Raw genomic sequence first — 26205 nt, 5'->3', positions numbered from 1 at the left:
CAGGGTGCAGCCATGAGACAGTCCTTTATTTCCCAAAACCCATCGGTCTTGTGGTTCCTTGCCGCCCTTGGCCTCTTCACAGTGGTCGTGACGCTGATGTCCGAAGCAACGGGGGTCGGCCTGATCTCGACCTCCTTCGTGAAAACGCTTGGTAAAACACTGTGCCTCTGCCTCATTGCCATCGCGATGGACGTCGTCTGGGGCTATTGCGGGATCCTGTCTCTGGGCCACTTTGCCTTCTTCGGGATCGGCGGATACGCCATCGGCATGTGGCTGATGTATGCCCGCACCGAAGCCATCGTCGTACCCAACCTGATGGCACAGACCATCCCGCCAACCCCCCAAGAGATATCGGACGCCATCGGCAACCAGATATTCGGCGTGGTGGGCAGTGCCGAATTCCCAATGATCTGGGCCTTTGCCGACAGCCTCTTTCTGCAATTGCTGATGGTGGTTCTGGTGCCCGGCCTCTTGGCGCTGGTCTTTGGCTGGCTGGCCTTCCGATCGCGGGTTACAGGCGTTTACCTGTCGATCCTGACGCAAGCGATGACCCTCGCGCTGTCCCTGTACCTGTTCCAGAATGACAGCGGCCTGCGCGGCAATAACGGCCTTTCGGGCCTGCAAAACATCCCCGGATACGAGGAAACCTCTCAGGCGATGATTTCCATCGTGTTCCTCTGGGGCTCGGCCCTCGCCCTTGCGCTGGCTTATGTCTTTTTCGCCTGGGTCGTGTCGGGCAAGATGGGCAGCGTCGTCAAAGGCATACGCGACAACGAAGCGCGCGTACGCTTCCTTGGTTATCATGTCGAAAGCTACAAGCTGTTCATCTTTACCATTACGGCCATTGTGTCCGGCATCGCGGGTGCGCTCTATTATCCGCAGGCGGGCATCATCAACCCCGGTGAGCTTACGCCCATCGCTTCCATCTATCTCGCCGTATGGGTCGCTATTGGCGGACGCGGCAGACTGTACGGAGCGGCCATCGGGGCGGCGTTTGTATCGCTTTTGTCCAGCTGGTTCACGGGCGGCGGTGCGCCAAACATCAACCTTGGCTTCTACACCATACAATGGACGGACTGGTGGCTGGTGCTGCTGGGCGTGTCCTTTGTCGCGGTTACGCTGTTCTTTCCCAAAGGCATCGGTGGCCTGTTTGACTATCTGGTGAGGAAACCGTCATGAGCACGCTTTTGGAAGTGGATGGCGTCACGGTCACCTTTGACGGGTTTCGCGCCATCAACAGCCTGTCGATCCAGTTTGCCCCCGCAGAGTTGCGCGCCATCATCGGCCCGAACGGAGCCGGGAAAACCACCTTCATGGATATCGTCACAGGCAAGACAAAACCTGACGAAGGCCATGTGATCTGGGGGGATCGGAATATCTCGCTGTTGGGTATGTCCGAAAGCCAGATTGCCCGGGAGGGCATTGGCCGCAAATTTCAGAAACCGACGGTGTTCGAGGCGCAAACCGTGCGCCAGAACCTCGCCATGGCGCTGAAAAACCCGCGCGGGCCTTTTGCGGTTCTGATGCACAAGAAAACCCCGAAGAACGCGGAACGGATCGAAGCCATCGCGACCGAGATCGGCCTGATCGACCAATTGGCCCGCGTCGCAGGCGAGCTCAGCCACGGGCAAAAGCAATGGCTTGAGATCGGCATGTTGCTGGCGCAAGACCCCAAGCTGCTGCTGGTGGACGAGCCCGCGGCCGGCATGACAGTCGAAGAGCGCGAAAAGACAACCGACATCCTGCGGCGCGCCGCCGAGACACGCGCCGTTGTGGTCGTTGAACATGACATGGAATTCGTGCGCCGTCTGGGCTGCAAGGTGACGGTGCTGCACGAGGGCTCGGTGCTGGCCGAGGGCAGCCTTGACCATGTCACCTCCAACCAAACCGTCATCGACGTATATTTGGGACGCAGTCATGCTTGATGTCACCGATCTTGATCTTCACTACGGCCAGAGCCAGATCCTCTATGACATTTCCTTTCATGCGGATCAGGGTCAGATCACAGCTCTGATGGGCAACAACGGGGTGGGCAAGACAAGCCTGCTCAAGGCCATCGCTGGGCGTCATCCGGCCTCGGGCGGGGATGTTAAGGTAGACGGGCAACCCACGCGCAGTGTGTCAGCATATGATGCCGCACGCACGGGCATCGCCTATGTGCCGCAGGGGCGCGAAGTCTTTCCCATGATGTCTGTCATGGAAAACCTCGAAACGGGGTTTGCTTGCCTTCCCAAGTCCGAACACAGCATTCCTGACTATGTGTTTGATCTGTTTCCGGTCTTGCGCGACATGCAGGCGCGCCGGGGCGGTGACCTGTCCGGAGGGCAGCAGCAGCAACTTGCCATCGCCCGCGCCCTTATCACCAAGCCAAAGGTATTGTTGCTGGATGAACCGACCGAAGGCATCCAGCCCAACGTCATCGACCAGATCGGCGATGCGCTTCAACTGCTGCGCAGTCAGGGCAAAATGGCTATTGTTCTGGTTGAACAGAACGCCGACTTTGCCTTTGGGTTGGGCGACAGTTTCGTGTTGATGGAAGGCGGACGCGTCAAACGCCGTGTGGCCAAGGCAGACTATTCCAAGCAAAGCCTGATAGACGACCTGGCCTTATAAACCCCCGAAACGCGTAAATCTGATCCAGCACGTTCGCGCGATGCTCGTCGACATCGACACCGTCACCTTTGGCAATCAGACGATCAGGCCGCCAACATGCGAGCTTTGGAAAATGACACCAAGGTGCGGCTTTTTTCGTCCCATAGGTCGAGGCTCGCGCATTTGAAGCTTTGCATCAACGTCATCCGGCTGCACTCGACCAGCTCTTCGTGGTCCTTCAGAACCTGTGGCAACCGATAGAACGGAATGCGGCTATAGAGGTGGTGCACATGGTGAATGCCGATATTGGCGGTGAACCAGGCCAAAATCGGGGGCAGATCAAAATGGGAACTGCCATGCAGCGCCGCTTCGTGCAGTTGCCACTCTTCGCCTTGATCCCAGTGGGTCGCCTCGAACTGGTGCTGGACATAAAACAACCACGTACCGACTGACGCGGCAATCAGAGTGGTTGGCAAGAACACCAGAAACAGCGCCTGTAGCCCGCCGAAATAGACAATCGTACCCAAGGCCGCGGCGATTGCGGCGTTCGTGCCCATCGCGCTGATCCAGTATTTCTTGCCCTGCTTTGACAAAGGGTAAGGTGTTCTGTTTTCCAGAAAGAAAAGATATGTCGGGCCGACGCCGAACATGACTAATGGATGACGGTATGCCCGGTACAGGAACCGCCCGAAGGCCGTCCGCTGGTGGTACTCGGCAACGGTCAGGGTCATGATGTCGCCGATGCCGCGATGGTTCAGGTCACCTGCGTGGCTGTGGTGTAGCGAATGCGTCCGGCGCCAAACGTCGTAAGGCGTCAGGGTCACAACGCCCAGGGCACGTCCGATCCAGTCACTCAGGTTACGATTGTTGAAGAAGGAGCCATGCCCGCAATCATGCTGGATGCAGAACAGACGCAGCAGAAATCCACCATTCACAGCCGAGATCAGAAACGCACCCAGATAGCTGTATTGCGCCGTCCAACAGGCCAGAACCCAAAGGGCGACAAACGGCACGAAGCTGACACCCAATTCAAAGCTGCTTCTCAGGCCGCTTGGTTCGCGGTACTGCGCGAGGATTTTAACCCAATCGCGCGCAGCCATCGGAGCGGTGTCATTCGTGTTTTTTGTCATAACCTGCGTCGTGTGATGCCTCCGGGTTCCGATATAGCATCCCGGGGACATAGCAAGCGTAAAAGCCACTGTGCGCCGCCGGACTTTCATCCAAGGGTTGAGAAATACCCCAAAAGCGCTTGTTCCCGGAACATTCGACAGGGTGCGGTGTATTGGCACGCAACGATATGACAGCGGCCTTCCAAGCAGCACCTCTTACGGGCCTGATGGCGCAGACAAGGCCCGCCGGGCACAACACATCCACCTTTTTCGGCCCGTATCCTGTCAAACCCGGGCCCGCGTGATACGTAACGCGCCATGAGGGTAAAAAATGCTGCTTGAGTTTGTTTCCGTCCAAAAATCATTTCATGACAGTGACGGGTCGGTTCCCGTTTTGCAGGGCGTCAGCTTCGGTCTGGAGGCAGGCCAGACCCTCGCGTTGACCGGCGAATCCGGCAGCGGCAAGAGCACGCTCCTGCATATCGCCAGCGGATTGGAAGAGGTGGACAGCGGGCATGTTCACGTCTGCGGGCAGGACGTGACAACGCTGGATGACTCAGCACGCGCCGCTTTGCGTCGTAGCGATATTGCGCTGGTGTTCCAGCAGTTCAACCTTGTGCCCTCACTCACCGTCGCGGCGAACATATCCTTTCAGGCGCGGCTGTCCGGGCGGATGGATCAGGCGCATATCGACCACCTTGTCATGGCACTTGGCCTCACGGAGCAAATGGGCAAATACCCCGAGACTTTGTCAGGCGGCCAACAGCAGCGCGTGGCCATTGCCCGCGCCCTTGCGGTCAAGCCGCGTTTGCTGCTGGCGGATGAGCCGACGGGCAATCTGGATGAAACGACAGCCGCCGAGGTCCTTGACCAGATGCTGCGATTGGTGGCGCAGACCGGAGCGGCCCTCCTCGTCGTAACACATTCGTCAAATGTCGCGGCGCGCATGGACCGCCACATCCATTTGCAGCGTGGCCGACTGGCATGATCCGGGCGTGCCTGTCTGCCTTGCTGTCGCATTGGCGGCGCAATCCGATTCAGCTGTTTGCCTACCTTGCGGGTCTGGCGCTCGCGACGGCGCTTTGGTCGGGCGTCCAAGCCATCAATACCGAAGCCCGCGCCAGCTATGCCGCAGCCGCGTCGACACTCGGTCAGGGGCAATATGACCAACTGGTCCCCCGGCGCGGCAATGAAATCGCCCAGCAAACCTATATCGATCTCAGGCGCGCCGGATGGCAGGTGTCGCCGGTGATCGAAGGGCGATTGAACGGTGTGCGGCTGCTTGGGATCGACCCGATCACGTCGCCCGCCGGGTTCTTGCCCGCGCAAGCGGCGGGTGCGCCGCAGATGCTGGACTTTACACAGCCGGGCCAGGTATTTACCGGCGAGGCCGCCGCGCGGGACCTTGATGGTGTTGCCCCGGTCACTGTCGACACGACGATGGCACCCGGTATCGCCATTGCCGATATCGGCGTCGTGCAAGATCTGTTGCAGCGCCAGGACCTCACGCGCCTCATCGTGCTGCCCGATCAGCCCATGGGTCGCCCTGAACTGGGTACAGTCGCGCCACAACTGCGCTTTCAGCCCTCGCAACAGTCCGCCGATGTCGGCGAGTTGACCGACAGCTTTCACCTGAACCTCACCGCCTTTGGCCTGCTCAGCTTTGCAGTCGGGCTCTTTATCGTCCACAGCACCATCGGTCTTGCCTTCGAACAACGGCGCGGGATGATCCGGACGATGCGATCTTTGGGCGTGCCGCTGCGGATGCTCATCGTGCTGATCACGGCGGAAATGCTGATGCTGGCGGCGATTGGGGCGGGTCTGGGGATCGTTTTCGGGTACCTGATCGCGGCATTCCTGTTGCCGGACGTGGCCGCGACCGTGCGCGGCCTGTATGGCGCGGATATTTCCGGCACGCTCAAGTTTCGGGCCGAGTGGTGGCTGTCGGGCTTGTTGATCGCTCTGCTCGGCACCGCGGCGGCGCTGTCCAACCGGATATGGCAGATCGCGCGAATGCCGCTTTTGGCAAGTGTTCGCCCAAGGGCGTGGGCCATGGTCGCCGGTCGACGATTGCGCCTTTTGATGATGTGTTCGGTATCGCTGTTGTGCGTGGCGCTCCTTCTGGGCCTGTTCGCCCGGGGGCTGACCGCTGGATTTGCCTTGCTGGCCTGCCTGCTGATCGGTGCAGCGCTCGCCCTGCCCGTTCTGGCCGAGCGGGCCTTGTCGTTTCTGCAACGGATGACCCGCGCGCCCATCTGGGATTGGTTCTGGGCAGACACGCGCCAGCAATTGCCGGGTCTGAGCCTTGCGCTGATGGCGCTCTTGCTGGCCGTATCCGCAAATATCGGCGTCGCCACGATGGTGTCGAGCTTTCGACTGACCTTCGTGGCCTTTCTGGATCAGCGGCTGGCCCCGGAATTGTTCATTCAGGTCGACACCCAGGATCAAAGCCGCCAGCTTGAGGCTTTTTTGCAAAGTGAAGGCGTCGAAGTCCTGCCTTTGCTGTCGACCCAAGCCAACATCGCGGGTCAGCCAGCAAAAGTTTACGGTGTACGGGTCGGCCCGACCTATCGCGAAAATTGGGTGTTTCTGGATGCGACCGATGATGCCTGGGATCAGGTGGAGGCCGGTCAGGCCGTTGTACTGAACGAGCAGTTGGCGCGCCGTGCGGACCTGTGGGTCGGAGACACCATAGAGGCAGCGCCCGGTCTGACCCTGCCCATTGCGGCGGTTGTGGGCGACTATGGCAACCCCCACGGGCAAGTCGTCATTTCTGAAGTTGAATTCGAGACGCTGCACCCGGAGCTCTTCCCGCTCCAATTCGGCGTCCGCACCCAAGACGTCGCGGGCTTGCGCAACGCAATCGCTGGTACACTCGGTATCCCCGACAGCGCCATGATCAACCAGGCCGCGATCAAGGAAATATCGCTGGGAGTATTTGAACGCACCTTCACGGTCACGGCGGCCCTGAACGCCTTGACGCTCATGGTGGCAGGCTTTGCCCTGCTGATGAGCCTTTTGACACTGGCCGATCTGCGGGTGCCGCAGCTTGCCCCGGTCTGGGCGCTGGGGCTGACACGGCGCACGCTGGGCCAGTTGGAGCTGCTGCGCGCGGTCGTTCTGGCGGCCTTGGTGTTCGTTTGCGCAGTCCCGCTTGGGCTGGCTCTGGCTTGGGTGCTCCTGAGCATCATCAATGTCGAGGCGTTTGGCTGGCGGTTGCCCATGTTCCTGTTTCCCGCCGATTATGCGCGTTTGGGAATCTATGCGCTGATCGCAGCCGCTCTGGCCGCCCTGTGGCCCGCCCTGCGTCTGATGCGCACGCCGCCCTCGACCTTACTGAAGGTGTTTGCCAATGAACGTTAGAGTTTTTGCGCTGCTCTGCCTTTTGCCCTTCGCCGCAGCGGCGCAGGGGTTTTCCGGCTTGGGCACCGATGCGGAAGGCTTTGCCACACCGCAGGCCAACCCCAGTTTTTCTTTTCCAATGGATCACGGGCCGCACCCGGACTACCGGATCGAATGGTGGTATCTGACGGCCAATTTGCTGGGCCCGGACGGTACGCCCTATGGCTTGCAATGGACCCTGTTTCGCACCGCCCTTGCGCCCGGAGAGGCCGAGGGCTGGCAATCGCCTCAGATCTGGTTTGCCCATGCAGCCGTTACGACCCCCGAAACCCATCTGACCGCCGAACGTTTTGCCCGGGGCGGTATCGGGCAGGCCGGGGTGCAGGCCGATCCGTTTCATGCCTGGATCGACGAATGGGCACTGGAGGGGCTGAATTTCGATCAGATGAAGCTGACCGCCAATGGCCCGGACTTTGCCTATGACATGGCGCTCACTGCCATGGGGCCTTTGGTCTTTCACGGCGAGGACGGATTTTCGGTCAAATCCGCAGAAGGACAAGCCAGCTATTACTATTCTCAACCGTTCTTCCAGATCGAAGGCGTGCTCACTTTGCCCACGGGTCCGGTCGAGGTGACCGGCAGCGCGTGGCTGGACCGCGAATGGTCGTCACAGCCTTTGTCGGACACGCAATCCGGTTGGGACTGGTTTTCCCTGTCTTTTGACGACGGCGCAAAATTGATGGGGTTTCAACTGCGGCAAACCGATGGCACGGACTACACCTCCGCCACGTGGATCACGCCGGACGGGGCAACGACGGCCTATGCGGACGGCAGCTTTGGCGCAGAGGCGCTGGCCTTGACGGATGTGGCCGACCGCACAATCCCGACGCAGTGGCGCGTGATACTTCCCGAACGACAGGTGGATGTGACCGTCTCCGCCCTGAACCCGGCGGCATGGATGGGCCTTTCAATCCCGTATTGGGAGGGGCCGGTCACCATCAGCGGAAGCCACGCAGGACAAGGATACCTGGAGATGACAGGCTATGAGTGACCCCAATGATCTGGCCGCGTTCCTGTCGGACGGCTGGCGGCACCTTCGCGATGGCGTGGCGCGCAGCGACGCCCCTGCCCGGTTCCCGACCTTTGCGACCGTCGCACCGGATGGCACGCCCGAAGCCCGAACCGTTGCCTTGCGTGCAGCAGACCAAGACAGAGGCGTGCTCGAAGCCCACACCGACATCACCACGCCGAAAGTGGTCGCTTTGCGCCACAATCCAGTGGCCGCTCTGCATATCTGGGTGCCCAGCGCAGACTTGCAAATTCGCCTGACGGCGCGGGTGACCATCCTGACCGGGCCGGACGTTGACGCGCAATGGGCCAAAGTTCCGGCCACTTCACGCGTGTCATATGGCACGACACCAACGCCGGGCACGCCGATCGCGCATGTGTACGCGTATGAAAAACCTGCGTTGCGCGACAGTTTTGCCGTGCTGGAATGTCATTTGACCCATATCGATCTGGTGCATCTGGATACCCGGCATCGCCGCGCGGCCTATGTCGTCGGTGACAACTGGCAAGGCACGTGGCTGTCCCCTTGATTGTTGTCTAGAACGACGGCAACCACAGCGCCAGTTGCGGGAAGGCAATCAACAGTGCCACCAAGAGCAACGAACATCCGATAAACGGGAATGCTGACGTGTAGATCACGCGCATGGTCGTCCCCTTCGGCGAGACCCCCTTCATCACGAACAAGAGCAGGCCAAAGGGTGGCGTGGTAAAGCTGATCTCCAACGCCAAAAGCATGATCAGGCCGAACCAGATCGGATCGAATCCGAGGGTCACCGCCAGAGGGAAAAAGATCGGCACCGTCAGCAGCATCATGGAGATCTGCTCCATGAACATGCCGAGGACCAAGAGCACCGCGAACATCACCAGCAGCATGGCAAGCGGGGCCAGATCGAAGGACGTCGCCCAGTTGACCAGTCCCCGCGACGCCCCCGAGAACGCCAGAAGCTGGCTGAACGTGGCAGACCCGAATACGATCAGGTAGGCCATCAGGGTCACGCGCATGGCGCCGATGATGGATTTCTTCATGGCGTCTATCGTCAGGCACCGGAAGGCCGCCGCAAGAATCAGAACGCCCAACGCCCCGAAGGCCGCCGCCTCGGACGGTGTGACGAACCCGCGGATCATCAGCACGACAATCACGACCATAACGCCAACCATAGGCACGACTTCGCGCACCAGCAGGCTGATCTTTTGCACAAAGGTCATTGGCTCGACGTCATATGCGGGTGCTGCGTCGGGGTCGATCTTGGTCTGTATCCAGATCGTCGCGATGTAGAACCCGGCCAGGATCAAACCGGGGATCACCCCGGCGATCAACAGGCCCGCCACATCAATCTGCGCCAGCGTGGCCAGCAAGACGGCCAGCGCCGAGGGGGGGATGATAATCGCAAGCCCGCCAGTGCCAAGGATCGGGCCGATGCTCATGTGGGGTTTGTAGCCGCGTTTGTTCATCTCCGGCACCATCAGCGAGCCCAGAAGCGCGGTGGACCCCATGGATGAACCCGAAAGCGTCGAAAAGGCCGTGCCGCCCAAAACGGTCACATAGCTCAGCCGCCCCGGCAGACGCCCCAGCAGCTTGTCGATGGCGGTGAACATGCGCCCGCCCAGCCCAGTGTGAAAGAAAATCTCGCCCATCAGCAAAAAAAGCGGGATCGGCACCAGCGCGTATTTGGTCAGCGCCCCGAGACCGTTGTTGAGCAGTTGAGACACGCCCCGCTCGCCGCCCATGAATATCCATGCGCCAAGGATGTTGGCCGCGAGGAACGCGAGTGCAACGGGCATGCCCATCGCCATCAGGAACATGATTGCGCCGACCAGCAGGCCCAATGCCTCATACCATTCCATTATTCGTGAATCCCTGCTTCGCCGGTGTGCATGAGGTCGGATCCGAACACAAAGCGCGAAAACTCAATCGCCATCAGGCCAAAGCTGATGGGGAAGGTGATCGTCAGCATCCAACGCGGGAAGTAATAGGCCCGGGTGTCGACATCGCCCCGCTCGATATTGGTCAGCACCAGATCAACGCCCTTCCAGGCCAGGATCAGGCAGACTGCGACGCAGGCAACGGCCACGCCCCGGCTGACGATACGCCGCGCAGCAGGTGGCAAGGCCGAGGTGACAAGTTCGATGTGAACATGACCCTTTTCCCGTACCAGCCAGGGCGCGCCCAGCATCGTCATGTAGAGCAAACCGTATTCCGCAGATGTGAACAACCACGCAAACGGTTGCAGTCCGGCATTGCGCATCAACACCGAAGCGACGACCGAAATCATCAGCCAGACCAGCGTTGCGCCCGAAAGGAACGCCATGGCGTACAGCACGGTAAGGTAGGCTTTGTTGATCATGAAACGGTGTCGGCCTTGTGAGAGGACGGGCCCGCCGGGATGGCGGGCCCGCAATTTGGATCAGTTGGCGTCCAGATCGTAGAACAGCTCCAGCAGACGATCATAGTTACCGGTACCACCGGGCTGTTCAGCCATCAGGGTGTTCATCCGTTCCCATGTTGTTTCACGGGCAGCGGCCAGATAGTTGGCTTTCGCTTCGCCTTCCAGCGTTACGACTTGCATGCCTGCCGACTCAAGAGCTGCAAAATCTTCGTCGCGCTTAATGCGCAGGGCTGCGACGCTGTCGATCTCGTGCTGGATGGCGACGTCCTGCACGATAGTCCTGGCCTCTTCAGACAGAGAATTCCACTTCTCCATGTTCACGATCACACCCAGATCGGTCGAGAAAAAGCACGGCTCGATGCGATAGTTCAGGAACTCGTTCCACTTCAGATCGATCAGGCCGATCTGCGTCCAACCGGTCGCGTCCACAACACCGCGTTGCAGGGCCGAGTACACTTCGCCGGTAGGCAGATCAATGACCTGAGCGCCAAGGTAGTTGGTGAAGAAGGCGTTATAAACGTTGTTGCCGCGCAGCTTCAGCCCTTCGACCTCAAGGTTACCATCAGCATCGAATGTGGGCGCTTCGCGGGTCCACAGGTTGTAGCACACACCGCTGTCGAACCAGCCGAGGTATTTCAGGCCCATCTTTTCCTGATGGATCTGGTCGATCAGTTCGATCCCGCCATTGGCGCGTGTTTCCACGGCTGTCAGGTTCGATGTCACCATCGCGTCTTTTTCAGGCAGGGCTCCGCCGTAGAACGATCCGGGTGTATAGACCATGTCGACGATCCCATCGCGTACGGCGTCAGGCTGCTGGAACATGCCGATCGCTTCGGGGCCGCCCCGCACTTCGATCTGAACGACACCTTCACCGGCGGCATTCACCTTGTCCACGAAAGACAGAAAGCTCTGAGTGTAGATCAGGCTTTCAGGAAAGGCATGCACCGCAGTGATCGTCTCCTGTGCCTGCGCGAAACTTGCGACCATCGTCGACCCGGCAAGGATGCCGCCCAGTACATTCATCTTCATTGTCATTCTCCACTTTTCGTTGGGGGCAGATCGCTCTGATATCCCCGTTGGTTTACGACACCTCCCCGATGTCGGTTTGCGCCAGTTCCTATGACGCGTTTCAATCCGCCGCTGCGGGCCAGGCCCAGGATGCGGTTTGAGATCGATTGTCTTTGTAGCGGCTGATGTCAGGTGTGTATTGCTGCGTCAGGTCGATATCGTCCCAGCCGTTGATCAGCTTGATGCGCCAGCTTTCCTCCAGCGCAAATGTCAGTATTGTGCCGTTGATTGCGATGGTGCTGGCGTGCAGATCGACCGTCACAGGAAGCATGCCCGCCCCCAATTGGGCCAGAAGCGCCTCGCAGGCGGCGTCCTCGATCCGCGCGGGCAACAGCCCGTTGTTGACCGCGTTGCTGGCAAAGATATCGCCAAAGCTGGGGGCAATGACGGCATGAAACCCGGCATCGACGAGCGCGTACACAGCCGCTTCACGCGATGATCCGCTGCCAAAATTGCGCCCGGCCACCAGTACACTCGCCCCGCTGTGAGCGTTGAGCGGCAGGTCAGAACGCAATGTCCCCTGCGCATCTCGCCTCAGGTCATGCAACAGAAAATTGCCGTAGCCATCCGCCCGCGGCACCGACATGAATCGCGCCGGTATCAACTGATCGGTGTCGACATTGGCCAAAGGCAAGGCAATGGCCTGCCCGTTATGCTGCGTCCAGCCGCCCATCACGCCGGCCTGCCTTGCAACAGGGGCCGCACATCGGTGAGCGCACCCGCCACGGCTGCGGCGGCCACCATCGCGGGCGACATCAGATGGGTTCGCGCGCCGCGCCCTTGTCGGCCGCGAAAGTTGCGGTTGGTCGAGGAGGCACAGCGTTTACCCTCTGCCACCAGATCGCCGTTCATACCGACACACATCGAACATCCCGACGCGACCCAGTCGAGGCCTGCATCGGTAAAGACCTTGTCCAGCCCTTCGGCCTCGGCCTGCGCCTTGATCAGCGCAGATCCGGGAGACACGATCCCCGGCACTTTGGCTTGCCGCCCCGCCAAAACCGCGGCCGCGGCGCGCAAATCCTCGATCCGTCCATTGGTGCAGGATCCGATAAAGACCTGATCCACCTGTGTCCCCGCCAGCGGGCGTCCCGCCACAAGGCCCATGTAGTCAAGCGCCGCACGCGCCGCGTCTGCCTTGTCATCAGTCAGTTGTCCGGGATCGGGCACCATCGCCGTCACGGGCAGCGCTTGCTCGGGGCTGGTGCCCCACGTCACGGTCGGTGAAATGTCACTGGCATCGAAATGCACGTCGCGCACAAATTCAGCATCATCGTCTGTCGTCAGATCAGACCAGGCCGTCAATGCTGCGTCCCAGTCCCGCCCTCTGGGCGCGTGCGGTCTGCCTTCAACGTAAGCCAGCGTCGTCTCATCCGGCGCAATCATACCGAAGCGTGCACCCCCCTCAATCGATAGGTTGCACAGCGTCATGCGCCCTTCCATGCTCAGACCCCTTATCGCGCTGCCGGTATATTCCAGCGCATGACCGCGCGCGCCATCCGTGCCCAGCTTTGCAATCCAGTTCAGGGCGATATCCTTGGCACTGACACCCGCGCCCAGGGCACCATCGACCGTAATCCGCATGGCCGGTGGCTTTTTCTGCCAGATGGTTTGGGTCGCCAGAACATGGGCGACTTCCGTGGCGCCGATACCGAAGGCCAGCGCGCCGAACGCGCCATGCGTCGATGTGTGGCTGTCACCACAATTGATCAGCAAACCCGGCAGCGTCAGCCCCTGTTCGGGTCCGATCACATGCACAATGCCCTGCGCCGGGTCACCGAGGTCGAACAGGCGCAGGCCATGGGTCGCCGCATTGGCGCGCAGCGTGTCGATCATGCGTGCGATCTGTGGATCGGCGATGTGGGCGCGATTTCGGGTCGGCGCGTAATGATCGACGACGGCAAATGTCAGCTCGGGTGCCGCAACATGCGCACTGCGCGCGGCCAGCTTGGCAAAGGCATGGTGCGAACCTTCGTGCACAAGATGGCGATCCACCCACAAAAGTGAAACACCGTCTTGGCGCGTCACAATTTCATGCGCGGCCCACAGCTTGTCCAGCAAAGTCAGCGGTGTGCTCATCCAGACGCCTCGTCCATCTGGCCTATCGCGGGCTCCCAATGGCGGGCACTGCCTTGCCCGACCCGGCTCAGTGGCATTTCGAGGCGGAACATGTCGGGTCGATACAGGCCCGAGAGGTATTCGACGCCGTTCCCGTCCACGTCCCGCACAACACGTTTGAGCGACAACAGGGCCGAGCCCACGGCCACGTCCAACGCCTCGGCCACATCCGGGCCTGCGAGTGTGGCGGACACAGACTGGTGCGCTTCTTCGATTTGAACCCCGCTGCGTTCCAGCAGCTTGAACAGTGGTGTCGTGGCAAGGTCGTCTTCGGAATAGCTCTGTGCGATTTCGGCGGGCACGTAAGTTGTCAGATGCGAAAAGGGAATGTCATCCGTGATCCGCACGCGGGTCGCGATCTGCACCTTTTCGCCCGCCGCCAGCCCCATGGCCTGCGCTACGAAATCCGGGGCCTGACTGTAGGAGAACGACAACAACCGTGCCGTTGTCGAATGCCCCATCTCAACCAGTTGCGGCATGAGGGTGTTGAAGTCCATCGCCGCCGCTTTGCCCGCCATGTTCTGCGCACGCACTTTCGTTCCGCTGCCAGCGCGCTTTTCGATCAAGCCCGCGTCAGACAGAGCATCCAACGCGCGTCGCACGGTCACGCGCGACACGCCGAAGCTGGCGGCAAGCCGTTGTTCGCCCGGCAGATTCTCTCCGTCCGGCAGACGGCCATCTGAAATCTGATCGCGCAGCGACAGGTACACCCGGCGCGCCTTGGCACCTTCCGGCAACTGCACTGATTGACCCGGCTGCATGCGACGATTCCCTTGTAAACCTGCGACGGATGGTAGAGGTGTCTTTCAAAAAATCAAGAGATTGTATTTCATGTGTCAAATTTTTTGACTTAACAACAATACAATACATGTATTATAAATAATACAAGATGGAATTGGGAGGGCGCCATGCCAATCGTCGAACTGCATGTGCTGGAAGGTTATGATTCCGAAGAAAAAAGGCGTCTGGGCGAGGCCCTGACCGATGCGGTTCGATTCGTTGTGCCCGCAGCGCCAGAGCTGGTTACGGTCATGATCCACGAGATGTCGGCTCATAATTATTTCCGTGGCCGCACCGCCCGCCAACCCGCCAAGGCCCTGCCGGACCCGGCAGTCGTTGTGCGCGACTATCTTGCCGCAATGGAGCGGCGCGACATTAAAGCCGCGCGGGGGATGCTCGGCGCGGGCTTTGTCATGCAGTTTCCCGGGGCCGCACCCATGACGCAACTGCAACAGCTCATCGACTGGGCCGCACCCCGCTATAAATTTGTCACGAAGACCTATGATGGCTTTGACGCGATGCAAGGCACCAGCGACGCCGCCATTGTCTATTGCCGGGGCACGCTTTCGGGGGAATGGCCCGACGGCACGCCGTTCAGCGGCATCCGTTTCATCGACCGGTTCGAAGTGAGCGCCGGTTGTATCACACGACAGGATGTCTGGAACGACATCGCAGAAACAAAGGCGCACGCATGAGCGATATCGACCCGATCACCCTGTCGGTTCTGGCAGGCCGGATGGAACAGATTGCCGACGAGATGGACGCGACCCTGTTTCGCGCCGCTTTCAACCCGATCATCGCCGAAGCGCATGACGCCAGCCACGGCCTGTATCATGCCCAGACGGGCGACACGCTGGTTCAGGGCAAATCGGGCCTGCCGATCTTTGTGGGTGTGATGGCTTTTGCGGTGCAGGCGGTGATCGAAAAGGCAGCGGCAGACGGTGATCTCGCCGATGGCGATATCTATATTTTCAACGATGCGCATATCGGCGGCACGCATCTGAGCGATATGCGCCTCGTGCGTCCGTATTACCGCGACGGGGAACTGTTTTGCTATCTCGCCTCGGTCGGCCATTGGCACGATGTGGGCGGAGCGGTGCCGGGCAATTACAATCCGGCCGCCACGGATGTGTTCCAAGAGGCTTTCATTCTGCCCCCGGTCAAACTGGCGCGCGCAGGTGAGGTCAATCAGGACATCATCGATATTCTACTCCGCAACACCCGGTTGCCGCAATCGGCAATGGGCGACCTGAACGGCCAGCTTGGCGCGCTGGACCTCGGCATCAAGCGGATGGATGAATTGCTCGACGAATATGGCGCTGAAACCGTCGCCGCCGCGCTTGAAGCACTTGGGCACCGGGCAGAACAACTCATGCGGTCCGAATTGCAGGACCTGCCCGATGGCCGCTGGGAGGCCGAAGACTTCCTCGACAATGACGGCATTGTTGACGAACCCCTCAAGATCAAAGTGGCGCTTGAGATCAAGGCCGATCGCATGACGCTCGACTTCACCGGCTCCGCCCGACAATGCGCAGGGCCAGTGAATATCGCCCTGCCGACCACCGTGGCGACGGCTTATGTGGCCATCAAACATGTCTTTCCCGCCCTGCCAGCGAACGCTGGCGTGATGCGACCGATTGACGTGATCGTGCCGGAAGGCTCGCTCTTGTCAGCCAAGTTTCCCGCCCCTACCGGCGGCTATACCGAAACCATTTTACGTATGATCGACGTAGTCTTTTCGGCCTTTGCCAAGGCGGCCCCCGATCGGGTCGTGGCAAATGCTTACGGCACGATCAACGCCCTGTCGATTGCGGGCAAACGCAGCAACGGACAGCCTTGGGTCATGTTCAGTTTCTATGGCGGCGGCCACGGTGGCTCGATCGAGACCGACGGTCTGAACCACGGCAACGCCCCCATTTCCACCGCGACGATCCCACCGATGGAAATCCTCGAGGCCGCCTATCCGGTGATGTTCCGCACCTGGGCACTGCGCCCTGACAGTGCGGGTGCAGGCATGCATCGCGGCGGGCTGGGCGCAGTCTATGAGATCGAAGTGCTTGAAGAAAACGGCGCCGAAGCGTTTCTCTTCGGCGAGCGGGGTCGCTTTGCACCCAAGGGTATTGCCGATGGGGGCAACGGCACGATGAACATCTTTTCCTATGAACAGGATGATGGCTGGAAACACCCACCTCTCGCGTCGAAAATGCGCGGGATCATCCTGCGCCAAGGGCAGGCTGTGCGGCTGGAAACGCCCGGCGGCGGTGGATACGGCGCGGCACGCGACCGTGCACCCGATGCCGTCGCTTTGGATGTGGCACGCGGCATGGTCAGTGAAGGCGAAGCCGACAAGACCTATGGCACGGACTGGCGGGGGGTGACGTCATGACCGGACGTATGATCGGTGTCGATGTGGGCGGTACGTTCACGGATGTCTTTGTGCTGAATGAAACTGACGGCACGGCGTCCGTCGCCAAGGTGCCCACCACGCGGCCCGACCAATCGGCCGGCTTTCTGGATGGCATTGGTCGCCAGATCGACGACCTGTCCGAGATTTCAGTGGTTGTGCACGGGACAACCGCAGGCACCAATGCGCTGCTTGAACGCAAAGGGGCCACGATTGGCGTGATCTGCACCGAAGGGCTGCGTGACGTGCTGGAAATGCGTCGGCGCGACCGGCCGCGCACATGGGGCCTGCGGGGCGACTTTGAACCGGTCGTTGACCGGCGCAATCGCCTTGAAGTGCCCGAGCGGACATTGGCGGATGGCACGATCCGTACCGCAGTCGATCTGTCCGCGGTGCGCCGCGCCGCCGAAGCCTTGCGCGCACAAGGCTGCGAAGCCGTCGCGATCCTCTTTGCCCATTCCTATGCCAACCCTCAGAACGAAGCCGCAGCCGTGGCCGCCGTGCGTAAGATGTGGCCCAACGCCCATGTTTCTGCCTCGCACGAAATTCTGCCTGAAATCCGCGAGTTCGAACGGTTTTCGACAACGGCTCTCAATGCATACCTACAGCCCGAGGTGTCGGGATATCTTGGGCGGCTGGAAGGGGCACTGAAACAAGGCGGCTTTGATGGCGAATTCATGATCGTCCAATCAAATGGCGGGGTGATGGCCGTCGACACGGCCTGTCGATTACCTATACGTACGGCGCTTTCCGGTCCCGCCGCAGGCGTCATCGCGGCGGGCTATATCGCGTCATCTGCGGGGTTCGACAACGTCATCACGGGCGACATGGGCGGCACCAGCTTCGATGTCTCGCTGATCGCCGAGGGCAAGTCGATGCTGTCACCTCAAACGTCGATTGATTTCGGCATGGTCGTGCGCACTCCGATGATCGAGATCACGACCATCGGCGCAGGTGGCGGCTCCATCGCTTGGGTCGACAAGGGCGGGCTATTGAACATCGGCCCGGAAAGTGCGGGATCCGATCCCGGTCCGGTGGCTTACGGGCTCGGCAATTTCCGTCCCACTGTCACGGATGCGAATGTCGTGCTGGGTCGGATCGATCCGGAAAACCCCATTGGCGGCAAGCTGACGCGTCTCGATGTAGAGGCCGCAGCCACTGCAATCGATACCCATGTGGGCGCGCCTTTGAATCTCGATACCCTCGCCGCCGCCGAAGCGATCCTGCGGGTCGCAAATTCGCGCATGGCCGGGGCCATTCGTCTGGTCAGTGTCGAGCGGGGGTTCGATCCCAAGCGCTTTGCCTTCATGCCCTTTGGAGGCGGCGGCGCGCTGCATGCCGGGGCCATGCTGGCCGAAGTCGGCATCGCGCGCGCCATCGTGCCGCGCTATCCGGGGGTCACCTCCGCTTTGGGCTGCGTGATTGCTGATATGCGTCAGGATTTTGTTCAGACGATCAACACGCTGGTCTCCACCCTGGACGAAAAGGCGCTTGCCGCCTTCATGCAATCCCACGCTGATCAGGGGATGGCCCTGCTGGATGCCGCGCGCACCACCTTCGAGGCGCGCGAGGTCAGTTTCGAGCTGGACATGGCCTATATCGGCCAGACCCACACAGTTTCGGTGCCGATAACCGTGGCAATGGAAAACGGGGGCGTGATTACACCGACGCAAGATCAGATCGAAGAAGCCTTTGACACAGCCTATCAGGCCACGTTCGGGCGACTGCTAAAAAATGGCGTGCGGCGGATCATCAACCTGCGCAGCGCCGTAACGGGAAAACGCCCTAAATTCGACCTTGAAACGCTGGCTCCGACCGGGTCCGGCTCAACCAAGCCCAAGGCATCGCGCCCGGTACACTTTGCCGATAGCTGGCACGATACGGCGGTCTATGACCGGCTCGCATTGCCAGTGGGCACTGTCATTTCAGGCCCGGCCATTCTGGAGCAACCAGACACAACCGTGTTGATCGAACCGGGCCTGCAAGGGCGCGTCGACCGGTTTGGCAACACGATCATCGAACCTGTGGAGGATGCGTCATGAGTAACCCCAAAAGCTGGGACCCGGCGCGCACCGCGCTTTTGACCATCGATCTGCAGAATGATTTCCTACACCCTGACGGGGCTTACGGGCGGGCCGGTCAGGGAGCCACCAGTATCGCAGCCCTTCCGGACCGCATTTCCCCTTTGATCGCGGCGCTGCGGGCGAGAGGCGGGCGCTACTTCTCGGCACAGTTCACTTTGGTGCCTGACCGAGACGGCGAACCGCTGATTGCGCCGCATCTCAAAGAGTTGCGCCCTTTCCTCGGCAAAGGTGATTTCGCGCCCGGCAGCTTTGGCCATACATTGGTCGATACGCTTTATCCTGCGGACTTCGTCGTCGAAAAGGTCGCCTATTCGGCGTTTTACCAAACCCGGCTGGAATACCTCATGCGCGCGACGGGCGTAGAAAACCTGATCGTCGGCGGGATTGTGACCAATGGCGGGGTCGCCTCGACGCTGAGGGACGCGCATCTGCGCAACATCGAAACGGTGATGTTGACAGACGGCTGTGCGGCCTTCCGCGACGACGTGCATGACGCAACGATCCTGTCACTGGGCACCGTCACTCACCAGATGAGCTGTGCCGATGCGTTGCGCTGGCTGGAGGATGGTGCATGAGCCTCAAGACCCGCATCGCGCAAAAAGACATCCTCGTGGCGCCGGGAGTCTATGACGGGCTGACCGCGTCGCTGGCCACGGATGCCGGGTTCGAAGCGCTGTATCTCAGCGGGGCAGCCGTCGCCTATACCCGGCTGGGTCGGCCCGACATCGGACTGACCACCGCCAGCGAGATGGCAGACACAATGACACTGATCGCGGATCGGACGGACCTGCCGGTGATCATCGATGCCGATACCGGCTTTGGAAATGCGCTGAATGCACAACGCACGATGCGCCTTTATGAGCGCGCCGGTGCTGCGGCCCTTCAGGTCGAGGATCAGACCTATCCCAAACGCTGCGGCCATCTGGCGGATAAATCGCTGATCCCGGCTCAGGAAATGGCGGGCAAAGTGGCGGCCATGGCCGATGCGCGGGCCTCCGAAGAGACACTGATCATCGCGCGCACGGATGCCATTGCGGTCGAAGGGTTCGCATCCGCCATCGACCGCGCGGGCGCGTATCTTGAGGCGGGCGCGGATGTGTTGTTCATCGAAGCACCGCAAACGCGGGCGCAACTGGACGCAATCGCAACCCAGTTTGCCGGACGCGTTCCGCTATTGGCCAACATGGTCGAAGGCGGCGCAACCCCGATCACGGGTGCAGACGATCTGGAGCAGCAAGGCTTTTCCATCGTCATCTTTCCGGGCGGGATCGTACGCGCCTTGGCGCGCACTGCGCAGGATTACTACCAAAGCCTGCGGGCAAATGGCAGCAATCGGCCCTTCGCGGACCGGATGTTCGATTTCAACGGTTTGAATGGGGTGATCGGCACCGCGGACATGCTGGAGAAGGGCGCGCGCTATGATGCAGATGACAGCTAGAACAGCGCCGCCTCCGGCCCGTTTCGATGTTGAGTGCGAAACGCTCATCATCGGTGCAGGGGCCTGCGGGCTGGTCGCGGCCCTTTCCGCGAAAGAGACCGGACAGCAGGTGCTTGTCATCGAAGCAGATGCCGTCCCCAGCGGCTCGACGGCCCTGTCGGCGGGTCTGATCCCGGCGGCGGGTACAGCCATGCAACGCGCTGCGGGGATCGATGATGCCGCAGCCCTGTTTGCAGACGACATTCAGGCCAAAGCCAAGGGTGAAAACGACCAGGCTCTGGTTGATTTGCTGGCACAGAATGCCGCCGCCGCGATCGACTGGCTGGCCGAGACCCACGGGTTGCCATTCTCCGTCGTGACCGATTTCGATTATCCCGGCCACAGCCGACGACGAATGCATGGCCTGCCCACGCGGTCCGGGGCCGAGTTGATCGACGCCTTGCGCAGCGCGTGTGAACGCAATGACATCGACATCATCTGCGATCTGCGCGCCACCGTGTTGTTCCACAAAGAGGGTGTCATCAAAGGTGTGTCGGTCACCCGCCCCGACGGCGAGGTGGAAACCATCGGCTGCCAGCGGCTTATCCTTGCCTGCAACGGGTTTGGCGGCAATCGCGCGCTGGTGTCGCAATACATGCCCGAGATCGAGGGCGGGCTGTGGTTCGGTCATGATGGAAATACCGGAGACGCTGTCCTGTGGGCCGAAGAGATTGGTGCAGATGTTCAACATCTCGGGGCCTATCAGGGGCACGGCAATGTTGCCCATCCACACGGGATCCTGATCACCTGGGCGGTGATCACCGAGGGCGGCGTGCAGGTCAATCGGGATGGAGTGCGGTTCTGGGACGAATCCCAAGGCTATTCCGAAGCGGCGCGTGTGGTGCTCGCCCAACCGGGGGCCGAGGCTTTTGCCATTTTCGACGACCGGATCGCAGCCATCGCCCGCCAGTTCGAAGACTTCAAACGCGCCGAAGCCGCAGGGGCCGTGCACAAAGGCGACAGCATCGCGGCATTGGCCGATGCCTTGGCTTTGCCCCGGGATGCTTTGTCGGAAACGTTGCGGGGCCTGCCGGAAAACGGGACAGACGTATTTGGGCGCAAATTTGGCCAACACCCCCTGACCCCGCCCTATTGCGGCGTGCGCGTGACGGGGGCGCTGTTTCACACGCAGGGCGGATTGCGGGTAAACGGTCAGGCGCAGGTTTTGCGCAAAAATGGCGCGCCATTTTCCAATCTCTATGCCGGGGGCGGCGCCGCCTGCGGTGTCTCCGGGGCACGCGACAGCGGCTATCTGTCCGGCAATGGCTTGCTGAGTGCCATTGTGCTTGGCCGACAGGCGGGCATTGCCAGATAATCGGCGGGTCCAATTCCTTTCAGCTCATTGTTTTCTCGCTCTGGTCAACATCCCCCATCTCTGTATGGTTATGCTTTCCGGGGAACGCGTCGGCATTCACGCGACGTGGCGGCAGAAATTGACATGGAGAAATCCAAAATGAGAGCGGTATTTCACAAGGTTCTCGCGATCTGTTTGATCGTCCTTGGCATCCACGGGACGGCATGGGCGCAAGACGCTGTCCCGCCAAAGGTGTCCGTGGCGGCCGCCTATACGTCCGAAATCACCGACCAGCAGATTTTTATCGGCAGGGGCGAAGCCATCAACAAGGTGGATATCGTGGCCCGGGTCAGCGGTTTTGTCGATGAGGTTCTGGTACGGGACGGGGACGTCGTCAAAAAAGGCGACCTGCTTTTCCGGGTCGAACCGGATGCCTATCAGGCGACACTGGCCGCGCGCCAGGCCGATCTGGCACAGGCGAACGCAAACCTGGACCTGACGACCGTCGAATTGAAGCGCAAGAGCGAGCTTTATGAACGCGAGGTCGGCACGCAAACCGATCGCGACATTGCCTTTGCCAATAATCAGGTCGCCATCGCGCAAGTCGCCATCGCCGAAGCCGCGATCCGCATGGCCCAGCTTGATGTCGACTATACCGAAGTACATGCGCCGTTTGACGGGCGGGTTGGCCGGGCAGCCGTCAGCGTCGGTGAATTGGTCGGACCAACCTCTGACCCCTTGATCAACGTTGTCAGTGTGGCACCAATATATGTGGAGTTTTCACTGACAGAACAGCAGTTCGTGAGTATTCTCGAGTCGCTTGATGCGTCTCCAAATGACCTGATTGATGCAACTGTATCCCCGGCCGTCTTTGTCATTCTGCCCAACGGCGATGAACTGGACGAAGCCGGACGGGTGGTTTTCATCGATAACCGGATCGATCCCACGACGGGAACAATCACCGTGCGGGCCCAGTTTGACAACACGCGCAACCTGATCACAGACGGGTCGTTTCTGAACGTGCGCGTCCAGGCCAACGAGCCAACCGAAGCCCTGATGATCCCGCAGGCTGCCGTGCAGCGTGACCAGCGTGGTGATTTTGTGTTGGTCGTCGGCCAGCAGCAAACCGTGGAACAACGATACGTCACGCTCGGGCGCCAGGTCGAAACAGCCGTCGTCGTGGACTCCGGCCTCCAGGAAGGCGAAACGGTTATCGTTGAAGGATTGCAGCGTGTCCGTCCGGGCGTTGCGGTGGATTCAGTTCTCTCCGGCAGCCCGGTCGAGGAGTAGCATCGATGTTTTCCTCGATTTTCATTGCGCGCCCCAAGACCTCGATCGTCATCTCGCTGGTCCTGACCATCATGGGTGTGATCGGCTTTACTGTTTTGCCAGTCGAACAGTTCCCCGAAATTACGCCTCCCGTCGTATCGGTCAGCGCCACCTATACCGGGGCGAACTCGGAAACTGTTGAAAGCACGGTCGCGGCCCCGATCGAGGCGCAGGTCAACGGCGTCGACGACATGATTTACATGTCTTCGGACAGTACCGACACGGGATCTTATAACCTTTCGGTCACCTTTGAGGTCGGCACCGACCCCGATATCGCATCGGTGAACGTGCAAAACCGCGTGGCCCAAGCCATGGCGTCCTTGCCCAGCGAAGTGACTGCGTCCGGTGTTGTGACCCAGAAGTCATCCACCAACATGATGCTGATCATCACATTGTCCTCGCCGAACGGGACATATGACGAGGTGTTCCTGTCGAACTACGCGTCGATCAACCTCAAGGATGCGCTGGCCCGTGTCTCTGGCGTCGGCAAAGCCGACGTGATGACCAATTTCGAATACTCGATGCGCATGTGGATGGATCCGAGTCGCATGGCTGGATTGGGCCTGACACCCGCCGATCTGATCCAGGCCATTCGCGAACAGAACATCGAGGTTTCCGCAGGGCAGATCGGCACGCCTCCCATCCCGGAAGGCCAGCAATTTCAGTACACAATCAAAGCCAAGGGTCGGCTGAGCACGGTCAAGGAGTTTGAAAACATTGTCCTGCGCACAGGCGACTCCGGCAGCATCGTGCGCGTTCGCGATGTCGCGCGCGTTGAATTGGGCGCGGATTACTACAACGCTTCAGGCCGATTTTCCGGCAATCCGGCCACGGTTCTTGCGATCTATCAGGCCCCCGGTGCCAACGCACTGGCGGTTGCGGACGGCGTCAAATCAGAGCTGGAACGGCTTTCGAACGCGTTCCCCGATGACGTGGTTTACGACATACCGTTCGATTCGACCCTGTTTGTGAAACAGTCCCTCGAAGACGTCATATCGACGCTGATGCAGACTTTCGCGCTCGTCATTGCAGTGGTTTTCATCTTCCTTGGCAGTGCAAGGGCGACGGTTATTCCCGCCATCGCGATCCCGGTGTCATTGATCGGGACATTTGCCTTTTTGCTTCTGTTCGGGATGTCACTGAACACGATCTCGCTTTTCGCGCTGGTGCTGGCCATCGGTATTGTGGTCGATGACGCGATCGTCGTGGTTGAGAATGTCGAACGTATCATCGCCGAAGAAGGGCTCAGTCCACCGGAGGCGACAGCCAAGGCGATGGGCCAGATCACCGGCCCCGTGATCGCCACGACACTCGTGCTGCTCGCCGTTTTCGTGCCTGTGACGTTCATGCCCGGCATCTCCGGCAAGCTTTATTCGCAGTTTGCCGTCACCATTTCGACGGCTGTTGTGATTTCCTCAATCAACGCTCTGACGTTGTCTCCGGCGCTGTGCGCGATCATCCTCAAGCCACGGTCAGGCCCTCCGAAGGGCATCCTGAAAGGATTCGAACAAGGCATTGATGGCGTCCGGACCGGCTATGTGGGTATCGTGAAACGCCTTGTCCGCGTGCCCTTGCTGGCACTGGCCATTCTTGGCGGCATCTTCTTTGGGTCGGGAACCTTGTTGAACAGTATTCCTTCGGGTTTCATCCCGCTGGAAGACAATGGATATCTGTTCGTCGATGTACAACTGCCGGATGCAGCCTCGCTTGAACGCACCGAAACGGTCACCAACCGTATCAACGATCAGATTCTCGACATTCCCGGAATTTCCTCGACTGTTGTCGTGAACGGGTACAGCCTGCTCAGTGGCAGCAGTTCCAACGGGGCCATGATCGTAGCCAACCTCGACCCATGGAGCGCGCGTGAGACCGACGCATTGAGTGCCAACGGCATTCTGGGTAATATTTACGCGGTCGCCAATCAGGAAATCGCAGCCACCGTGATTGCCTTCAACCCACCGCCCATTTCCGGTCTGGGGATGAGCGCCGGCGTCGAGATGAAAGTTCAGCAAACCGGCGGCGGCACCGCCCAAGACCTTTCGGCAGCGGTTGGGTCACTGGTCTATGCCGCCAACCAAAGCCCTGACATCAGCCAATCCTATTCGACGTTCCGCGCGAATGTGCCCAAGGTTTTTGTCGATCTCGACCGTGAAAAGACCAAGTCCCTCAATGTGATCGTGTCTGACGTATTCTTGACCTTGCAGGCGTTCATGGGGTCGTATTATGTGAACGACTTCAACCTGTTCGGTCGCGTTTACAGGGTCATGATCCAGGCCGACGGCGAATATCGCAGCAACGTCGAAGACCTGGGCAATCTTTATGTGCGCTCACAATCCAATGAAATGATACCGTTGGGAACCTTGATGACGACGCGGAGCGAACTCGGGCCGGTTGCACTGAACCGGTACAACATGTTCCGGGCTGCCACGGTCACCGCCGTGCCCGCGGAAGGCTTATCGACGGGGGACGCGATACGGGTGCTGGAAGCGGAATCGGCAACCGCACTGCCGCCCGGATATTCCTTTGAATGGACCGGCACCGCCCAACAGCAACAGGCCTCCGGAGGGCTGGTGATCATCATTTTGGCGATGGCCGTGATCTTTGGCTATCTCTTCTTGGTGGCGCAATACGAGAGCTGGACGATGCCCGTGGGCATTCTGCTGTCGGTCACCGTGGCCTTGTTCGGTGCGCTGGCCGCCGTTGCCGTTTCGGGTGGGGATATCAATCTGTATACGCAGATCGGTATGATCATGTTGATCGGTCTGGCGTCGAAAAACGCGATCCTGATCGTCGAATTTGCCATGGAACGGCGGGCCAGCGGCCTGTCGATCCGCGAGGCGGCCATGGAGGCGGCCGGTCAACGGTTCCGCGCCGTCATGATGACGGCACTGTCCTTTCTGTTGGGCGTGGTGCCTTTGCTGCTTGCCAGCGGCGCGGGGGCCGCCAGCCAGCAAGCCATTGGTGTCGCGGTCTTTGGTGGCATGCTTGCGGCCACGGTTCTCGGTGTGATTATCGTGCCTGTACTCTATGTTGTGATGCAGCAGGCGCGCGAATGGACCAAGGGAAAACTTGGCAGCAAATCAAAAGCAGATCCGCAAGAAGGCTGATCAGCATCGCACTGCGGCGACAGTCTTGTGGTCGCAGTGCGCCTGC

At 60.3% G+C, this 26205-nt stretch carries 22 protein-coding genes; 15 read left to right on the top strand and 7 right to left on the bottom strand.

The annotated features are described in order from the left end of the window. Nucleotides 1–12 precede the first annotated feature (12 nt). Genes urtC through urtE form a run of 3 tightly spaced genes read left to right on the top strand, consistent with a single transcriptional unit; the run spans nt 13 to nt 2613 of the window. Nucleotides 13–1179 carry an urea ABC transporter permease subunit UrtC gene (gene urtC / locus LC354_RS07690; protein ID WP_223422619.1) on the top strand — a complete coding sequence of 389 codons (1167 nt, stop codon included), beginning with the start codon at nt 13–15 and terminating at the stop codon, nt 1177–1179. Continuing rightward, complete coding sequence (gene urtD / locus LC354_RS07685; protein WP_223422617.1) at nt 1176–1925, top strand: urea ABC transporter ATP-binding protein UrtD; 750 nt, start codon at nt 1176–1178, stop codon at nt 1923–1925. Before urtC ends, urtD begins: the two co-directional genes overlap by 4 nt. Further along, the gene (gene urtE / locus LC354_RS07680; RefSeq protein ID WP_223422615.1) at nt 1918–2613 is read left to right on the top strand and encodes an urea ABC transporter ATP-binding subunit UrtE; all 696 of its coding nucleotides are present in this window, start codon (nt 1918–1920) and stop codon (nt 2611–2613) included. The genes urtD and urtE overlap by 8 nt, the downstream gene beginning before the upstream one ends. 83 nt (nt 2614–2696) lie before the next feature. Here urtE and LC354_RS07675 read toward each other — a convergent pair whose 3' ends face one another. Beyond that, entirely contained in the window at nt 2697–3722 is a 1026-nt protein-coding gene (locus LC354_RS07675; protein WP_223422613.1) for a fatty acid desaturase, read from the bottom strand. Between the two features lie 310 nt (nt 3723–4032). Between LC354_RS07675 and LC354_RS07670 the strand changes: the two genes are divergently transcribed. The 4 genes from LC354_RS07670 to LC354_RS07655 are packed head-to-tail and all read left to right on the top strand — an operon-like array spanning nt 4033 to nt 8641. Next, the gene (locus LC354_RS07670) at nt 4033–4689 is read left to right on the top strand and encodes an ABC transporter ATP-binding protein (RefSeq protein WP_223422611.1); all 657 of its coding nucleotides are present in this window, start codon (nt 4033–4035) and stop codon (nt 4687–4689) included. Continuing rightward, complete coding sequence (locus LC354_RS07665) at nt 4686–7064, top strand: ABC transporter permease (RefSeq protein ID WP_223422609.1); 2379 nt, start codon at nt 4686–4688, stop codon at nt 7062–7064. Before LC354_RS07670 ends, LC354_RS07665 begins: the two co-directional genes overlap by 4 nt. Then, a complete protein-coding gene (locus LC354_RS07660) occupies nt 7054–8094 on the top strand; it encodes a lipocalin-like domain-containing protein (protein WP_223422607.1) in 1041 nt (346 codons plus the stop codon). The genes LC354_RS07665 and LC354_RS07660 overlap by 11 nt, the downstream gene beginning before the upstream one ends. Next, nucleotides 8087–8641, top strand: a complete 555-nt coding sequence (locus LC354_RS07655) for a pyridoxamine 5'-phosphate oxidase family protein (protein ID WP_223422605.1) — start codon at nt 8087–8089, stop codon at nt 8639–8641. Before LC354_RS07660 ends, LC354_RS07655 begins: the two co-directional genes overlap by 8 nt. A gap of 7 nt (nt 8642–8648) precedes the next feature. Here LC354_RS07655 and LC354_RS07650 read toward each other — a convergent pair whose 3' ends face one another. The 6 genes from LC354_RS07650 to LC354_RS07625 form a co-directional block, all read right to left on the bottom strand. After that, nucleotides 8649–9956: a TRAP transporter large permease gene (locus LC354_RS07650; protein ID WP_223422603.1), complete on the bottom strand. Its 1308-nt coding sequence runs from the start codon at nt 9954–9956 to the stop codon at nt 8649–8651. Next, nucleotides 9956–10456, bottom strand: a complete 501-nt coding sequence (locus LC354_RS07645; RefSeq protein WP_223422602.1) for a TRAP transporter small permease — start codon at nt 10454–10456, stop codon at nt 9956–9958. The genes LC354_RS07650 and LC354_RS07645 overlap by 1 nt, the downstream gene beginning before the upstream one ends. A gap of 60 nt (nt 10457–10516) precedes the next feature. Further along, the gene (gene dctP / locus LC354_RS07640) at nt 10517–11527 is read right to left on the bottom strand and encodes a TRAP transporter substrate-binding protein DctP (protein WP_223422600.1); all 1011 of its coding nucleotides are present in this window, start codon (nt 11525–11527) and stop codon (nt 10517–10519) included. Nucleotides 11528–11627: 100 nt separating this feature from the next. Next, entirely contained in the window at nt 11628–12239 is a 612-nt protein-coding gene (leuD, locus tag LC354_RS07635) for a 3-isopropylmalate dehydratase small subunit (RefSeq protein WP_223422598.1), read from the bottom strand. Next, nucleotides 12239–13645 (bottom strand): 3-isopropylmalate dehydratase large subunit, encoded by a 1407-nt coding sequence (gene leuC, locus LC354_RS07630; protein ID WP_223422597.1) that lies wholly within the window; start codon nt 13643–13645, stop codon nt 12239–12241. The genes leuD and leuC overlap by 1 nt, the downstream gene beginning before the upstream one ends. Then, complete coding sequence (locus tag LC354_RS07625; RefSeq protein ID WP_223422595.1) at nt 13642–14445, bottom strand: GntR family transcriptional regulator; 804 nt, start codon at nt 14443–14445, stop codon at nt 13642–13644. Before LC354_RS07625 ends, leuC begins: the two co-directional genes overlap by 4 nt. 147 nt (nt 14446–14592) lie before the next feature. On the opposite strand from LC354_RS07625, the gene LC354_RS07620 reads away from it, so the two are divergent. From LC354_RS07620 to LC354_RS07585, 8 genes are all read left to right on the top strand, one after another. Further along, nucleotides 14593–15159, top strand: coding sequence for a tautomerase family protein (locus tag LC354_RS07620; protein ID WP_223422593.1), 567 nt, complete (start codon nt 14593–14595; stop codon nt 15157–15159). Then, nucleotides 15156–16850 carry a hydantoinase B/oxoprolinase family protein gene (locus tag LC354_RS07615; RefSeq protein ID WP_223422591.1) on the top strand — a complete coding sequence of 565 codons (1695 nt, stop codon included), beginning with the start codon at nt 15156–15158 and terminating at the stop codon, nt 16848–16850. Before LC354_RS07620 ends, LC354_RS07615 begins: the two co-directional genes overlap by 4 nt. Beyond that, entirely contained in the window at nt 16847–18910 is a 2064-nt protein-coding gene (locus tag LC354_RS07610) for a hydantoinase/oxoprolinase family protein (RefSeq protein ID WP_223422590.1), read from the top strand. Before LC354_RS07615 ends, LC354_RS07610 begins: the two co-directional genes overlap by 4 nt. Next, entirely contained in the window at nt 18907–19527 is a 621-nt protein-coding gene (locus tag LC354_RS07605; RefSeq protein WP_223422588.1) for a cysteine hydrolase family protein, read from the top strand. The genes LC354_RS07610 and LC354_RS07605 overlap by 4 nt, the downstream gene beginning before the upstream one ends. Next, entirely contained in the window at nt 19524–20390 is an 867-nt protein-coding gene (locus tag LC354_RS07600; protein ID WP_223422586.1) for an isocitrate lyase/PEP mutase family protein, read from the top strand. Before LC354_RS07605 ends, LC354_RS07600 begins: the two co-directional genes overlap by 4 nt. Next, nucleotides 20380–21744 carry an FAD-dependent oxidoreductase gene (locus LC354_RS07595; protein WP_223422584.1) on the top strand — a complete coding sequence of 455 codons (1365 nt, stop codon included), beginning with the start codon at nt 20380–20382 and terminating at the stop codon, nt 21742–21744. The genes LC354_RS07600 and LC354_RS07595 overlap by 11 nt, the downstream gene beginning before the upstream one ends. A 138-nt stretch (nt 21745–21882) precedes the next feature. Then, the gene (locus tag LC354_RS07590; RefSeq protein ID WP_223422582.1) at nt 21883–23013 is read left to right on the top strand and encodes an efflux RND transporter periplasmic adaptor subunit; all 1131 of its coding nucleotides are present in this window, start codon (nt 21883–21885) and stop codon (nt 23011–23013) included. 5 nt (nt 23014–23018) lie between these two features. Then, nucleotides 23019–26159, top strand: a complete 3141-nt coding sequence (locus LC354_RS07585; RefSeq protein WP_223422580.1) for an efflux RND transporter permease subunit — start codon at nt 23019–23021, stop codon at nt 26157–26159. Nucleotides 26160–26205 lie beyond the last annotated feature (46 nt).

It is taken from the genome of Tateyamaria pelophila, from assembly GCF_019966495.1.
Lineage (GTDB): Bacteria > Pseudomonadota > Alphaproteobacteria > Rhodobacterales > Rhodobacteraceae > Tateyamaria > Tateyamaria pelophila.
Note: the sequence above shows the minus strand (reverse complement) of the source record. Positions and strands in the feature narration are given on the sequence as shown.

Excerpts from the sequence above, each read along its gene's own strand:
- LC354_RS07600 (WP_223422586.1), top strand. The coding sequence starts at position 19,524 with ATGAGCCTCAAGACCCGCATCGCGCAAAAAGACATCCTCGTGGCGCCG.
- LC354_RS07665 (WP_223422609.1), top strand. The coding sequence starts at position 4,686 with ATGATCCGGGCGTGCCTGTCTGCCTTGCTGTCGCATTGGCGGCGCAAT.
- urtD (WP_223422617.1), top strand. The coding sequence starts at position 1,176 with ATGAGCACGCTTTTGGAAGTGGATGGCGTCACGGTCACCTTTGACGGG.
- LC354_RS07660 (WP_223422607.1), top strand. The coding sequence starts at position 7,054 with ATGAACGTTAGAGTTTTTGCGCTGCTCTGCCTTTTGCCCTTCGCCGCA.
- LC354_RS07590 (WP_223422582.1), top strand. The coding sequence starts at position 21,883 with ATGAGAGCGGTATTTCACAAGGTTCTCGCGATCTGTTTGATCGTCCTT.
- LC354_RS07605 (WP_223422588.1), top strand. The coding sequence starts at position 18,907 with ATGAGTAACCCCAAAAGCTGGGACCCGGCGCGCACCGCGCTTTTGACC.
- LC354_RS07615 (WP_223422591.1), top strand. The coding sequence starts at position 15,156 with ATGAGCGATATCGACCCGATCACCCTGTCGGTTCTGGCAGGCCGGATG.
- LC354_RS07645 (WP_223422602.1), bottom strand. The coding sequence starts at position 10,456 with ATGATCAACAAAGCCTACCTTACCGTGCTGTACGCCATGGCGTTCCTT.
- LC354_RS07670 (WP_223422611.1), top strand. The coding sequence starts at position 4,033 with ATGCTGCTTGAGTTTGTTTCCGTCCAAAAATCATTTCATGACAGTGAC.
- LC354_RS07610 (WP_223422590.1), top strand. The coding sequence starts at position 16,847 with ATGACCGGACGTATGATCGGTGTCGATGTGGGCGGTACGTTCACGGAT.
- dctP (WP_223422600.1), bottom strand. The coding sequence starts at position 11,527 with ATGAAGATGAATGTACTGGGCGGCATCCTTGCCGGGTCGACGATGGTC.
- urtC (WP_223422619.1), top strand. The coding sequence starts at position 13 with ATGAGACAGTCCTTTATTTCCCAAAACCCATCGGTCTTGTGGTTCCTT.
- LC354_RS07595 (WP_223422584.1), top strand. The coding sequence starts at position 20,380 with ATGACAGCTAGAACAGCGCCGCCTCCGGCCCGTTTCGATGTTGAGTGC.
- leuC (WP_223422597.1), bottom strand. The coding sequence starts at position 13,645 with ATGAGCACACCGCTGACTTTGCTGGACAAGCTGTGGGCCGCGCATGAA.
- leuD (WP_223422598.1), bottom strand. The coding sequence starts at position 12,239 with ATGGGCGGCTGGACGCAGCATAACGGGCAGGCCATTGCCTTGCCTTTG.
- urtE (WP_223422615.1), top strand. The coding sequence starts at position 1,918 with ATGCTTGATGTCACCGATCTTGATCTTCACTACGGCCAGAGCCAGATC.
- LC354_RS07625 (WP_223422595.1), bottom strand. The coding sequence starts at position 14,445 with ATGCAGCCGGGTCAATCAGTGCAGTTGCCGGAAGGTGCCAAGGCGCGC.
- LC354_RS07675 (WP_223422613.1), bottom strand. The coding sequence starts at position 3,722 with ATGACAAAAAACACGAATGACACCGCTCCGATGGCTGCGCGCGATTGG.
- LC354_RS07585 (WP_223422580.1), top strand. The coding sequence starts at position 23,019 with ATGTTTTCCTCGATTTTCATTGCGCGCCCCAAGACCTCGATCGTCATC.
- LC354_RS07650 (WP_223422603.1), bottom strand. The coding sequence starts at position 9,956 with ATGGAATGGTATGAGGCATTGGGCCTGCTGGTCGGCGCAATCATGTTC.
- LC354_RS07655 (WP_223422605.1), top strand. The coding sequence starts at position 8,087 with ATGAGTGACCCCAATGATCTGGCCGCGTTCCTGTCGGACGGCTGGCGG.
- LC354_RS07620 (WP_223422593.1), top strand. The coding sequence starts at position 14,593 with ATGCCAATCGTCGAACTGCATGTGCTGGAAGGTTATGATTCCGAAGAA.